The organism is Streptomyces sp. NPDC014882, assembly GCF_043081325.1.
Lineage (GTDB): Bacteria > Actinomycetota > Actinomycetes > Streptomycetales > Streptomycetaceae > Streptomyces.
In genome coordinates this window covers 153,721-166,290 of the sequence record NZ_JBIBWL010000014.1, presented here as the reverse complement: position 1 = coordinate 166,290, position 12,570 = coordinate 153,721, and the positions used below count along the sequence as shown (strand labels likewise).

Sequence of the window (12,570 nt, the reverse complement as noted above, 5' to 3'; positions counted from 1 at the left end):
CTGCGGGGGAGGGTTAATCAGGTATCCGTAGCGGAGCCCACCCCTATAGGCGCACCCGCTTTTCCGGCCGTAGGTTCCCTGCCAACCGGTTGACCGGACAAGCACCCGCGGCGGAGAACTGCGGGCCCGTCCGGCCGGCCGGTGACATGCGCGGCCGAAAGGAGCCGTGTGCGGCGCCGCCGGCCCACCCGGCCGGCGGCGGCGCACCGTGCACCCGGCATCCGGAGACGAGTACGCCCCACCCCTCGGCGCTCGCACCGGGGCTCCCCGGCCCGCCGTGTCGCACACGGCCGCCCCCACAGTCCGATCACGTCCTGCACGCGGCCGCAGGAAGCCCGACTTGTCATGGACCTAACCATTTAGGGGTTCGGTCCCGACACCGGGCCACACCTTCGAAAGGCACTGCCTTGAACGGTTCCCAGCGCATGCGCATATCGCTCCTCACGGCGACCGCCACCGCGCTCCTCTGTGCCGGTACCACCGTCTCGGTGGCCGCGCCCCCCGCCGCGCCCGCCGCGCCCGCCGCGCCCGCCGCCCCCGCGGCCCCGGCCGGCGAGGCCCCCGTCGAGCGCCTCATCGTCGGCTACAAGTCGATGGCCGCCGAGGCCAGTTCGGACGCCGCAGCGGCCAAGGACGTCGCGGCCAAGGGCAAGAAGGCCGGTGAGTCCCTCGACTTCGACCGCCGGCTCGGCACCGGAGCCGCCCTGGTGGACCTCGGCGACGAACTGGGCAAGAAGGACGCCCAGGAGGTCGTGGCCGCCTTCCGGGCCGACCCGGACGTCGCCTACGCCGTCCCGGACCGCCGGATGTACGCCGCGGCCGTGACCCCGAACGACACCGAGTACACCCGCCAGTGGGACCTGTTCGAGGCGACCGCCGGCATGAGGGTGCCGGGCGCCTGGGACAAGGCGACGGGCCAGGGCGTCAAGGTCGCCGTCATCGACACCGGTTACGTCGCCCACTCCGACCTCTCCTCCAAGGTGATCGCCGGATACGACTTCATCTCCGACCCATTCATGGCCAACGACGGCGGAGGACGCGACAGCAACGCCGCCGACCCGGGCGACTGGATGCTGCAGGGTGAGTGCGGCAACAACTACCCCGACCGGGACTACGACAGCTCCTGGCACGGCACCCACGTGGCCGGCACCATCGGCGCCGCCACCAACAACAGCAGGGGCATCGCCGGAATCGCGTACAACGCGACCGTCCAGCCCGTCCGCGTGCTCGGCAAGTGCGGCGGCACGACCGCCGACATCATGGACGGCATCACCTGGGCCTCCGGCGGCTACGTCGCGGGCGTGCCGACCAACCCGAACCCCGCCGACGTCATCAACATGAGCCTCGGCGGCGACGGCGCCTGCGACGCGGGCACCCAGAGCGCCATCAACGCCGCCGTGAACCGCGGCACCACCATCGTCGTCGCGGCCGGCAACAACAACGCCAACGCGGCCAACTTCAACCCGGCCAACTGCAACAACGTCATCACCGTCGCCGCCTCCGACCGTGAGGGCAACCGCGCCTCCTACTCCAACTACGGCAGCATCGTCGACATCACCGCCCCCGGCGGCGAGACCGCGGTCAGCTCCGCCAACGGCATCTGGTCCACGCTGAACAGCGGCTCCCGCGGCCCCGTCAGCGAGAACTACGAGCCCTACCAGGGCACCAGCATGGCCGCCCCGCACATCGCCGGTCTCGCCGCGCTGATGTACCAGGCGAACCCGTCCGTGACCCCGGCCCAGGTCGAGAGCGCGATCAAGAGCAACGCCCGTATGCTGCCCGGTTACTGCTCCGGCGGCTGCGGAGCCGGCCTCGCCGACGCGGCGGCCACCCTCGGCGCGGGCACCACGCCGACGCCCACCGGCAAGGTGTTCACCAACTCCGCCAACGTGAGCGTCCTGGACAACGCCACGGTCACGTCGTCGATCCCGGTGAGCGGCATCGGCGGCTACGGCCCCACCGCCCTCAAGATCGACGTCGACATCAAGCACACCTACCGCGGTGACCTCAAGGTCGAGGTCGTCGCCCCGAACGGCGCCTCCGCCCTGCTGAAGGACTTCAACACCGGCGACAGCGCGGACAACGTCATCACCACGTACACGGTCGACGCCTCCGGCGTCCTCGCGGACGGCACCTGGAAGCTGCGCGTCACCGACAACTACAGCGGTGACACCGGCTACATCGACTCCTGGAGCCTGACCTTCTGACGGGTCCGCTTCCCCGGCCCGGGTGGATCGAGGGGGCCCGCCGATGCCGAGAGGGCGTCGGCGGGCCCTCCCGCCGTTGCCGGCCCGGCGGCTCCCCCGTACCCCTTCCGCGTCCCTCACGAGAACCTTCACGAGAACCGACTCCGCCGTACCGGGCGTCCTGTTCTACGGTGCCATCAGTCATCCACGGCCAGGGAGGAACCGTGCAGCAGCCCGGGACGGCGCTCGCCGAGCGGATCGCCGAGCGGAGAAGGGGCGGGGACGATCCCCGTGCCCTGGTCGGGGAGATGCGGCGCTCGGTACTGCTGGTGCCGGTGGCCGACGGGGGTCTGTGGTCGGTGCGTTCGGGCGGGGTGCGGTGGGTCTGCGGGTTCACCGACGAGACGGCCCTGGCCCGGTTCGCGCTGCGGCACGGGCCCGGTGACCGGCCGGTGGAGTACGCGGCGCTGCTGGGCGCGCGCATCGTCGACGAGATCCTGCCCGCCCTGGACGAGCCCGCCGGCCTCGCCGTCGACATCGCCACCGAGGACGGGTCGATGTTCTTCCCGCCGGTCGCCGGCATCGTCCCGGACGCGGCCGCCGTCGACACCGACGCCGGTACGGCGGGACGTCCGACGGGACCTGGGACGGAACGGGGGCCGCGGTCATGAGCGGTGACGGTACGGACATCGGTCTCGACAAGGCGTCCGTCGCCAAGTTCACGCAGGGCGTGGGCGCGACGATCGACCAGCTCGGCGACCTCGGCGGCGCCACCGGATCGATCATGGGCAAGGGCTTCTCGGAGCTGGCGATGACCGGCATGGAGGCCGGGCACCACGGCCTCTCGGTCGACTTCGAGGACTTCTGCGAGCGCTGGGAGTGGGGGGTGCGCGCGCTGGTGCACGACGCGAGCGAGCTCGCGAACCGCCTCGGCCTGGCGGCGGGCACCCTGTGGGAGCACGACCAGTACGTGGCGGGCACGCTCAAGGTGGGCGCCAACTCCCTGTTCGGCGGCAACCCGCACGCCAGTGAGGAGGAGATCGCCCGGCAGGACTGGGGCGAGGTCTTCACGCCGGACTACCTGGACCCCGACTGGAGTGCCGAGTCGTGGGACAAGGCCGGCGACGAGATGGGGCAGACCTGGAAGGACACCGGCCGCACCGTCCTCACCGAGGGCCGGGGCGGTCAGCAGTCGGAGATCCTCAACGACGCGCTCGGCATCTCCGACGACCAGTGGAACCAGGCGCTGGACGACACCTTCGGCCCGTCGCCGGAGGAACGCGCCCGGCAGGAACAGCAGCAGGGTGAGCCCGGGGGGAACTGACCATGGGTATCGGCGACTTCATCAGCGACATCACGCCCGACTCCGTCGAGGACGTGGTCGAGGACGGCGTCGAGTGGGTGGGCAACCGGGTCGAGGACGCGGGCAACTGGACCGCCGACCGGCTGGACGACGCCGGCTGGGAGTCCGGCGCGGACTGGGTGCGCGAGCAGTCCCGTTCGGTGGCCAACCGGCTGGGCGCCGAGGTCGACGAGATGGACCTCGGCCAGACCGAGGACAAGACCAAGCTGGTCTACGGCAGCCCCGCCAAGATCACCGCCACCGCCACGAGACTGCGCGCCTTCCAGAAGGCCTTCGACGGCACCGGCGACGGCCTCAAGGGCATGGACCCGGCCCGGCTCAAGGGCGAGACGGCCGACGCGCTGCGGGCCGCGGTGAGCACCCAGCCGCCCAAGTGGTACGGCGCCGCCGACGCGGTCGAGAAGGCGGCCACCGCGCTGGACGCGTTCGCCGACACCGTCACCTGGGCGCAGGGGCAGGCGCAGACGGCGATCGACAAGTGGAAGGAGGGCGTCAAGGCCTCCGAGGACGCCGCCGACGCCCACCGCAAGAAGATCGACGACTACAACGGCGCCGTCGATTGCCTCAACGCGCAGCCCGCGGACAAGCGCGACCCGTCCTCGCTGCCGCCCAAGCCCGCCCCGACGTTCGACGACCCCGGCAAGAAGCTGATGAAGGAGGCCCAGGACATCCTCGCCGAGGCCCGCACCCAGCGGAACTCGGCGGCGGAGACCGCCCGCACGGCGGTGCGCGCCGCCCGCGACATGGCTCCGAAGAAGCCGTCGTACGCCGAGCAGTTGGGCGACGGGCTGCAGGAGCTGCAGATCATGGGCGACCACGTCGGCGGCGGCATCATCAAGGGCACGGCCGGGCTGCTCAACTTCGTGCGCGGCGTGAACCCGTTGGACCCGTACAACATCACGCACCCGGCCGAGTACGCCACGTCCCTGAACAGTCTGGCCGCGGGTCTGGTGGTCGCCGCCAACGACCCCGTCGGCACCGGCAAGCAGATGATCGGCGACTTCATGAAGGACCCGGCCGAGGGCTTCGGCCGGCTCATCCCGGACCTGGCGCTGACCGCGGCCACCGGTGGCGGCGGCGCCGCGGTGAAGGGCATCCGCGTCGCCGAGGAGGCAGCCGACGCGGCCCGGCTGCGCAGGCTGGTCGACGACGCCCCGGACGGCACCCACAACCGGCCCGACGGCGAGCGCACCACCGACGGCACCGACCCCGTCGACCTCGCCTCGGGCCGGATGTTCCTGCCCCAGACCGACCTGGAGATCCCCGGCATCCTGCCGCTGGTCTTCACCCGCCGCACCGAGTCCGGCTGCACCGCCGGCCGCTTCCTGGGCCCCGCCTGGACCTCCACCGTCGACGAGCGCCTCCAGGTCGACGCCGTCGGCGTCCTGCACGTCACCGCCGACGGCCTGCTGATCCCGTACCCGCACCCGGTCCCCGGCGTGCCCACCTTGCCGGAATCGGGCCGGGCCCGCACGGTGCTGGCCCGCGAGCCCGACGGCGACTACACCCTCACCGACCCCGACAGCGGCCTGGTCCGCCGCTTCACCGCCCCGCCCGGCACCGAACCGGGCGACGACGGCACCGCCTGGCTCTCCGCCCTCACCGAACGCAACGGCCACACGGTCACCGTCGACCGCGCCGAGGACGGCCTGCCGTCGGCCCTGGTCCACTCGGCGGGCCACCGGGTGACGCTGACCACCGCCGACGGCCTGGTCACCGCCCTGTCCCTGGCCGGCGCGGGCGCGGACGGCACGGACCTGCCCCTGATGTCGTACGGCTACCGGGACGGCGACCTGACCACCGTCACCAAACCCTCGGGCGCCGCCACCGCCTTCGTCTACGACGACCGCCGGCGCGTCATCGCCTGGATCGACTCCAACGGCAGCCGCTACGACTACCTCTACGACGACCACGACCGCGTCGTCGCGGAGGGCGGCGAGGCCGGCCACGTCCAGATCACCCTCGCCTACACCGGACCCGACCCCGCCACCGGCCACCGCACCACCACCCTCACCACGGCCGACGGCCACGCGACCCGCCACCTCGTCGACCGCCACTCCCGGGTGATCGCCACCACCGACCCCCTCGGCCACACCACCCGCTTCCGCCACGACGCCCGCGGGAACGTCCTGAGCCGCACGGACCCGCTGGGGCGGACCACCGCGTACGCGTACGACGAGGAGGGCCGGGTCGTCTCCGCCACCCGCCCCGACGGAAGCGAACTGCGCACTGTGCGAGGCCCGTTCGGCCTGCCGGTGGAGGTCTTCGCACCGGACGGCACCCGCATGGTCCACACGTACGACGAACGCGGCAACCGCACCTCGGTCACCGACCAGGCCGGCTCCACCACCCGCTACACCTACGACGACGCCGGCCGGCTCACCTCCGTCACCGACGCCCTCGGCGCCACGACCCGCGCGGTGTGCGACGCGGCCGGGCTGCCCGTGGAGGTGACCGGTCCCGGCGGCGCCGTGACCCGCACGGAGCGGGACGGCCTCGGCAGGCCGGTCCGGGTCACCGATCCGACGGGTGGCGTCACCCTCCTGGAGTGGCACGCGGACGGGCAGCTCGCCCGGCGCACCGGTCCCGACGGCGCCACCGAGTCGTGGACCTACGACGGCGAGGGCAACTGCCTCAGCCACACCGACGCGTCCGGCGGCGTCTCCCTGTTCGAGTACACCCACTTCGACCTGCCGGTCGCCCGCACCCGGCCCGACGGCGCCCGGTACGAGTTCGAGCACGACGCCGACCTCCGCCTCACCCGCGTCACCAACCCGCAGGGTCTGACCTGGACCTACACGTACGACGCCGCGGGTGACATCGTCTCCGAGACCGACTTCGACGACCGCACCCTCACCTACCGGAAGGACGCCGCCGGCCGGCTCGTCGCCCGCGTCGACGCGCTCGGCGGGACCGTCTCGTTCGAGCGTGACGAGCTGGACCAGGTGATCCGCAAGGACGTCGACGGCCGCGTGACGCACTACGCGTACGACCGGGCGGGCCGCCTCGTGGAGGCGACGGGGCCGGACGGTGAACTGCGCTACCAGTACGACCGTCGCGGACTCACCAAGGCGGAACTGGTCGACGGCCGCCCGGTCCTGTACGCGTACGACGCCCTGGGCCGCCGTACCCGCCGCACCACGCCCACCGGCCACGTCACCACCTACTCCTACGGCGCCGACGGGCTGCCGCAGCGCCTGACCAGCGGCGGTCACCGGATCGACTTCACCCACGACACCGCCGGCCGGGAGCTCGCCCGGGTCTTCGGCGACGCGATCACCATGGCCTCCGCCTGGGACGAGGCCGGACGGCTCGCCTCGCAGCACATCACTGCCGGCGGACGCGACGTCAACAGCCGCGCCTACTCCTACCGCGCCGACGGCCGCCTGACCTCCGTCACGGACGGGTTGTCGGGCTCGCGCACCTTCGACCTCGACCGGGTTGGCCGCGTCACCGCCGTCCACGCCCGGGGGTGGACGGAGCGGTACGCCTACGACGACGCCGGCAACCAGACCTCGGCATCCTGGCCGTCCGGCCACCCCGGCCACGAGGCCACCGGAACGCGCGCCTACACCGGCACCGCCCTCACCCGCGCCGGGGACGTCCGCTTCGAGTACGACGCCCTCGGCCGGGTCGTCCTGCGGCAGAAGACCCGCCTCTCCCGCAAGCCGGACACCTGGCGCTACACGTGGGACACGGAGAACCGCCTCACCTCCGTCACCACCCCGGACGGGACCCGGTGGAGGTACCGCTACGACCCGCTCGGCCGCCGCACCGCGAAACAGCGTCTGGCGGCCGACGGTGAGAGCGTGGCCGAGGAGGTCCGTTTCACCTGGGACGGCCTCACCCTGTGCGAACAGACCAGCCACCAGCCGGACGCCCCGCACACGGTCGCCCTCACCTGGGACCACCGGGACGTCGTCCCCCTGGCCCAGACCGAGCGCATCCTCACGACCGACACCCGCCAGGAGGAGATCGACCGGCGGTTCTTCGCCATCGCCACCGACCTGGTGGGCACACCGACCGAACTCGTCGACGAGAGCGGCGACATCGCCTGGCGCACCCGCAGCACACTCTGGGGCACCACGGCCTGGTCCCGCGACAGCAGCGCGTACACCCCCCTGCGCTTCCCCGGCCAGTACTACGACCCCGAGACCGGCCTCCACTACAACTGCTTCCGCCACTACGACCCCGAGACCGGCCGCTACACCTCCCCGGACCCGCTGGGGCTGGGTCCGGCCCCGAACCCCGTCGCGTACGTGGAGAACCCGCTCGGCGGGTGCGACCCGCTGGGCCTCATGCCCAAGTACACGAAGGAGGAGAAGGCACAGAAGCGGGTCGACAAGATCGTGGACGAAGTCCTCGCCCGGGCGCAGAACGGCGAACTCAAGAAACACGCCGACTACCACGGGGACACAGGGCACGGCTTCACCGACGAGCGGGTTCTCGAAATCCTGAAGAACCCCGATGCCGTATACCAGTCATCGGGCCAGTCAGGAAACTTCATCTTCCGAAAGGACAATGACATCGCCGTGGTCTACGGGCCCGGCTCCAAGCAGGGCCAGGCCATCACGGCGTACGGAGAGTCGGGCATCAAGGGTGATTCCGGCGCGAAGGCGCTCGGCGGCAGTCCGTCAGACCCCGGTAAGCCGGTTACCCACGAGGATGTCGTGGAGGGCAGGATTCCGGGCAAGTTCGGCAACCTGGCCCCAGGAGTACAGATCAGATGAGGCATGAATGACCACCAAACTGTCGTTCGACGGCGACTGGCGCGCCACGGTGACGGACGACCCGCTGCACATCACCCCTCGCTTCGCAGGCGACTCTGTACGCGTCATGCACTACGCGGACACGGCGGAGCGTGTGCGGTTCCTCGCGGACACCTTCGGCAGCCAGGACTGGCTGTGGGACACGCCTGACGTCCTGCGGTTCGACCCGCACAGCCGGAAGCTGGTCGGGGCCGAGCTCCAGCTGCCGTACGTGTCCGCGGCCGCCGAAACCTCCACCCGCCTCCCCGTCCTGCCCGCGGTACGGCCGGGCGGGCTCCGTGCGGACGAGGTCCGGGACTTCCGACACGAGACGTGCACGGTGCTGTGCCGCTCTCCCGGAGACGCCGTACTGGTCTCTCTGCGCGATCTCGACGTGCTGGAAGAACCGGTGGACGCCTGCATCGGCATCGCCCCCGACGTGGCGCTCCTCGTCCAGCACGGCGCCGTCGTCGGCTGGAGCCTCACCGACCCCGCGCGCCACCTGACCCTGGCCTACGTCGACCCGGACCCCGCCCCACCGTCGCCGGCCACCCGTCGGCTGCTCGCCGAGTGCCTGGACCTGGTCACACAGCCAGTCGTCGACGACCTGCTGGACGGCGAGCCGAACGCCCTGGCCCGGCTCCGGGCCGCCGACGAGTCCCTGCGGGACCAGCACGAGGACCGCCACCGCGCCGCCGCCCTGCGATCACTCATCGCCTCCATGGTCCAGGACTACGGGAGTTGAGAGCCCCGGGGTCCATGAAATCGTCGGAGTACGCGGTATCCGGGTTACTGGTCACCGTGCGGCGAAGGCAGGAGTCGGACATGTATCGAGAGTTCATCGCCCCCGGCGACGAGGAGGTCTACCAGGCAATCGGCGAGTGGCCCTGCTCCGACGAGAGCGGCGCGCGGGTTCTCACCCTGCGAAATGATTCCGGCCAGTCTCTCGTCCTCTCCTACGACGCGCCTGCGAGGTCGGTGAGGATTCGCTGGGTGGACGACCGGGGAATCGAGGTGCTGGACGTCTTCCGCGAGAGCGCGACGCGCCTTTCCTTCACCTCAGGGCGCCCCACCCGGAACATTTCCATCGATTTCGACATGGGTGAGTGCACGGGGACGGTGGAGATCCAGGTGACGCCCCACCTGTCTGTACGCGATCGCCTCTTGTTCTCATAGAAAGCGCAATGAGTTTCCATGGTCACCGAAGGACCAGAACACCGAGAGTCACGGGACCTGACGAAGGCACTGTCCGTGGCCGCCGCTCACCGGCCTGGCCACAGGGCCTGGTCGCGTCCCTGTGACGTCGACCCGTCCAGTGCGGCAGCACGGCAACTGGCGCTGCTGGACGCGCTCACCGACGGGACGTGTGCCGCACCGGACTTCGCGCACGGCTGGTGGAAGGCCCGGCGCGCTTCCCAGGCCGACGGGGAAAGGATCCAGGGGGCCCTCGGCGATCTCTTCGACCAGGTGTTCATGATCCTCGAGGACTACTCGGTCGACCCCGACCTCGCCGAACCCGGCGACCTCGACGACGCCGGACTCCAGACAGCAGTGTCCGCGGCCTGGGGGACGTTCCGTCGCCAGGAAGTCGACCGGACCCGCCAGTGAGGTCCTCCCGGCCCGATTTTCGCTTCCGTACCGATGACAACGGGCGCCCCGCATTGGATTCCCGTGGATTCATTGAAATCGCACGCAGGGTCCTGAAGGGCGATGCGCAGGCCCGAGAGCGCGCCGCCGACGAGGTGACCGACCACCTGGGCGCCTGGACACCGGCTCAGGCCTCGGCCCTGGCGACACTCCTGGCGGCCGCTGCCGTCTCCGAAGGGAGCAACGCCGCCCTGGAAGCCGAGTTGCACGCCCTCGTCGAGCTCGCCTCCACCGGCCACGTCGGCCTCGGCACGCTTTCCCCACTGCGTGAGATCCCCCTCGCCGGTCTTCCTCCTCAGTTGCGGGGCTACGTCGATGATCTGCTGGAGGAGGGATCGTGAGGGGAGCCGCGAGAACCGGCACCGGGCCGACGCCCTGCTCGAACTGATCGCCATCTACGCCGAGGACTGCGGGAACCGATGACGACCGACCGGGAAGCCGCCGTACGGCTGCTCGAGCGCTGCGGGCTCGAGGTGACGGGAGGGGTGGCGCACGGCGGCCCACCCGTGGATGCCGCCCTCCACGCGGTCAACGGGTTCGAGGTCGAGCCGGTCGCCACGGTCCCCGCCAGCACCCCGCACGCCGCCGGCGAACTGGACGCGGCGTGGCATCACCACGCGGCGCAAGCCTCACTGCGCACGGAGGACGGCGAGTTCCTCGTCCTGCCGCCCATGCCGGGCGGGAGCGGGGTCGGCTGGATCCGCGTCAAGGACCGGGGCGGCGAGAACCTCCCGTCCCGCGTCTCCGACGTGACGGGCTCACCCGAATTCATGGCCGCGTCGGTCGAGGGCCGCCGGCTGTGCGCCGTCTCGGTCGAGGAGGTCGACTACTGGGTGGTGGTGCACGAGTTCCCCGTCCGTCAGGAGGGGCGGGACATGCCCGATCCGATCCCTGCGGCCAGGAGCCTCGGCCGGGCGGTCGACGGCGCCGACAGCCGGCAGGTCGACGAGGCGGCTCGTGAGTTCGTCGAGAAGCTCACCTTCGCGACGGCCGCCGAGATCCTCGCCATGCTCCGGGACGTCCTCGCCGAGGACTGGACGGCCCTGCCGCCCTGGGCCCGGAACCTCGCCTACCGTCTGGCCTGCCTGCAACGCCCCGACGACCCGCGACTGCTCCGGGAGGCGGCAGCGGACCTGCTGTGCTTCGGACCCGACTGGGACACCTTCGCCGAGGACCTCAAGAGGCGCGCCGCGGAACTCGAATAGTCCGGTCACGCAGGGCTCAACCGGCATCTCGGCTCCCGTCCGGCGCGGCCGCCCGTACGAAGGCGGCGATGCTCGGGAGGCCGGGGGCGTAGCCGTCCGAGGTGTCCACCGCCAGGGTGGGGACGTCGAGGGAGATCGGCACGAAGGACTCCAGCGAGTGCTCGCCCGCCGCGATCCTGTCGAGCAGGTCGCGGTCGCCGTGCGCGGCCCGGTGGGCGTCCTCCTCGGCCCGCCGGACGATGCGGTCGTGCGCGATCGCGGCGGGCGTGACGCAGCGGACGACGCGGATCCGGGCGAGGTCCGTGAGGGGTTCCAGGTGCGGCCGCCACAGCCGGTCCTGGTAGGCGGCCTCGGCCACGGTCGTCACCCCGGCCCGGAGCATCACCTCCAGCACGCCGAAGAACGCCTCCAGCGCGGGGCGGTTCAGTGGGTCGTCGCCGCCGCCCCGGTAACCGGGGGTGGACAGGACCAGACCCTGCTTGATCTCGTCCCGGACGACCGCGGGGCAGCCCAGCTCCCGTGCGAGGGCGTGGGCCAGCGTGGTCTTCCCCGTGCCGGGGCCCCCGCTCACCACGGCCAGCGTGGCTGAGGTCATGACAGGTTCACCCGCTCAGCCGCCCGTCCTTGACGGCCGAGACGAAGGAGGCCCAGCCGGCGGCCGGGAACACCAGCACCGGGCCGTGCGGGACCTTGCTGTCCCGTATCGGGACGGCGGCGGTGGCGAAGTCGGGGGAGAACTCGAGGCATGCGCCGCCGTCCGAGTTGCTGTAGGAACTCTTGCGCCACGTCACGTTGCCAAGGTCGATGGATCGCACGGTACTTCCTCCAACAGGCGCCGGATGAATTTCAGCGACTCGGCCCGGGTCAGTGCCAGGTCACGGACTGCATCGTAAGCGGCTTGCAGCTTCTCGACCGCCGCATCGTCCTCGATCAGGTCACCCCGGTGCGCGTTCTCCGTGTAGGCCACCGTGCGCTGCTGCGGCAGGCGCAGGAACCACACGTCGGTGCTGTCGAGACCGTAAGGGCCGGCGCTGAAGGGCAGCACCTGAACGGCGATGTGGCGGCGCTCCGCCACCTCGGCGAGGTGCTCCAACTGCCCGCGCCACTCGGAGGTGTCCAGCAACGCCGTCCGCAGGACCGCCTCCGAGAGGATCGTCCGGAACCGGGGCGCGTCCTCGCCCTCCAGCACCTCCCGCCGCCCCATCCGCGCCTCGACCTGCTGCTCCAGCTCCTTGCCCTTGAGGCCGCCCGCCGCCAGTACCTCCCGCGCGTACCCCGGTGTCTGCAGCAGGCCCGGCAGCACGCTCACCGCGAAGTGCCACAGGCTCACCGCCTTCGCCTCCAGCGCCATGTAGCGCCGGTACCACTCGCGGAACTGCGTGTGGTCCCCGGCCGCCAGCTCCCAGAGCGCGAGCAGCACC

General features: G+C 71.6%; 11 protein-coding genes and 1 pseudogene. 9 read left to right on the top strand and 3 right to left on the bottom strand.

Annotated features, from left to right (window positions below):
* The first annotated feature begins 425 nt into the window (after nt 1-425).
* From ACF09K_RS27550 to ACF09K_RS27510, 9 genes are all read left to right on the top strand, one after another.
* The gene (locus ACF09K_RS27550; RefSeq protein WP_392247700.1) at nt 426-2,207 is read left to right on the top strand and encodes a S8 family serine peptidase; all 1,782 of its coding nucleotides are present in this window, start codon (nt 426-428) and stop codon (nt 2,205-2,207) included.
* Between the two features lie 203 nt (nt 2,208-2,410).
* Complete coding sequence (locus tag ACF09K_RS27545; protein WP_392247698.1) at nt 2,411-2,857, top strand: hypothetical protein; 447 nt, start codon at nt 2,411-2,413, stop codon at nt 2,855-2,857.
* Nucleotides 2,854-3,510, top strand: coding sequence for a hypothetical protein (locus ACF09K_RS27540; RefSeq protein ID WP_392247696.1), 657 nt, complete (start codon nt 2,854-2,856; stop codon nt 3,508-3,510). Before ACF09K_RS27545 ends, ACF09K_RS27540 begins: the two co-directional genes overlap by 4 nt.
* Nucleotides 3,511-3,512: 2 nt before the next feature.
* On the top strand, nt 3,513-8,279 hold the full coding sequence (locus ACF09K_RS27535; RefSeq protein ID WP_392247694.1) for a putative T7SS-secreted protein: 4,767 nt from the start codon (nt 3,513-3,515) through the stop codon (nt 8,277-8,279).
* Between the two features lie 7 nt (nt 8,280-8,286).
* Nucleotides 8,287-9,042, top strand: coding sequence for a hypothetical protein (locus ACF09K_RS27530; RefSeq protein ID WP_392247692.1), 756 nt, complete (start codon nt 8,287-8,289; stop codon nt 9,040-9,042).
* 80 nt (nt 9,043-9,122) lie between these two features.
* On the top strand, nt 9,123-9,473 hold the full coding sequence (locus ACF09K_RS27525; RefSeq protein ID WP_392247690.1) for a hypothetical protein: 351 nt from the start codon (nt 9,123-9,125) through the stop codon (nt 9,471-9,473).
* An 18-nt stretch (nt 9,474-9,491) separates the two neighbouring features.
* Complete coding sequence (locus ACF09K_RS27520) at nt 9,492-9,905, top strand: hypothetical protein (protein WP_392247688.1); 414 nt, start codon at nt 9,492-9,494, stop codon at nt 9,903-9,905.
* A 134-nt stretch (nt 9,906-10,039) separates the two neighbouring features.
* Nucleotides 10,040-10,285 (top strand): hypothetical protein, encoded by a 246-nt coding sequence (locus ACF09K_RS27515; RefSeq protein ID WP_392247686.1) that lies wholly within the window; start codon nt 10,040-10,042, stop codon nt 10,283-10,285.
* A 78-nt stretch (nt 10,286-10,363) separates the two neighbouring features.
* Nucleotides 10,364-11,149 (top strand): hypothetical protein, encoded by a 786-nt coding sequence (locus ACF09K_RS27510; RefSeq protein ID WP_392247684.1) that lies wholly within the window; start codon nt 10,364-10,366, stop codon nt 11,147-11,149.
* Nucleotides 11,150-11,165: 16 nt separating this feature from the next.
* Here ACF09K_RS27510 and ACF09K_RS27505 read toward each other — a convergent pair whose 3' ends face one another.
* The 3 genes and pseudogenes from ACF09K_RS27505 to ACF09K_RS27495 all read right to left on the bottom strand — a co-directional run.
* Nucleotides 11,166-11,744: an AAA family ATPase gene (locus ACF09K_RS27505; protein WP_392247682.1), complete on the bottom strand. Its 579-nt coding sequence runs from the start codon at nt 11,742-11,744 to the stop codon at nt 11,166-11,168.
* Between the two features lie 7 nt (nt 11,745-11,751).
* Entirely contained in the window at nt 11,752-11,964 is a 213-nt protein-coding gene (locus ACF09K_RS27500; protein WP_392247680.1) for a DUF397 domain-containing protein, read from the bottom strand.
* Nucleotides 11,937-12,569: pseudogene (locus ACF09K_RS27495) on the bottom strand (DUF5753 domain-containing protein); the annotation flags it as partial. The pseudogene ACF09K_RS27495 and the gene ACF09K_RS27500, both read right to left, overlap by 28 nt.
* Nucleotide 12,570 lies beyond the last annotated feature (1 nt).

What these genes read in the sequence shown, in the direction of transcription:
- ACF09K_RS27535 (WP_392247694.1), top strand. Translation starts at nt 3,513, where the DNA reads ATGGGTATCGGCGACTTCATCAGCGACATCACGCCCGACTCCGTCGAG.
- ACF09K_RS27520 (WP_392247688.1), top strand. Translation starts at nt 9,492, where the DNA reads ATGGTCACCGAAGGACCAGAACACCGAGAGTCACGGGACCTGACGAAG.
- ACF09K_RS27525 (WP_392247690.1), top strand. Translation starts at nt 9,123, where the DNA reads ATGTATCGAGAGTTCATCGCCCCCGGCGACGAGGAGGTCTACCAGGCA.
- ACF09K_RS27530 (WP_392247692.1), top strand. Translation starts at nt 8,287, where the DNA reads ATGACCACCAAACTGTCGTTCGACGGCGACTGGCGCGCCACGGTGACG.
- ACF09K_RS27550 (WP_392247700.1), top strand. Translation starts at nt 426, where the DNA reads ATGCGCATATCGCTCCTCACGGCGACCGCCACCGCGCTCCTCTGTGCC.
- ACF09K_RS27540 (WP_392247696.1), top strand. Translation starts at nt 2,854, where the DNA reads ATGAGCGGTGACGGTACGGACATCGGTCTCGACAAGGCGTCCGTCGCC.
- ACF09K_RS27505 (WP_392247682.1), bottom strand. Translation starts at nt 11,744, where the DNA reads ATGACCTCAGCCACGCTGGCCGTGGTGAGCGGGGGCCCCGGCACGGGG.
- ACF09K_RS27510 (WP_392247684.1), top strand. Translation starts at nt 10,364, where the DNA reads ATGACGACCGACCGGGAAGCCGCCGTACGGCTGCTCGAGCGCTGCGGG.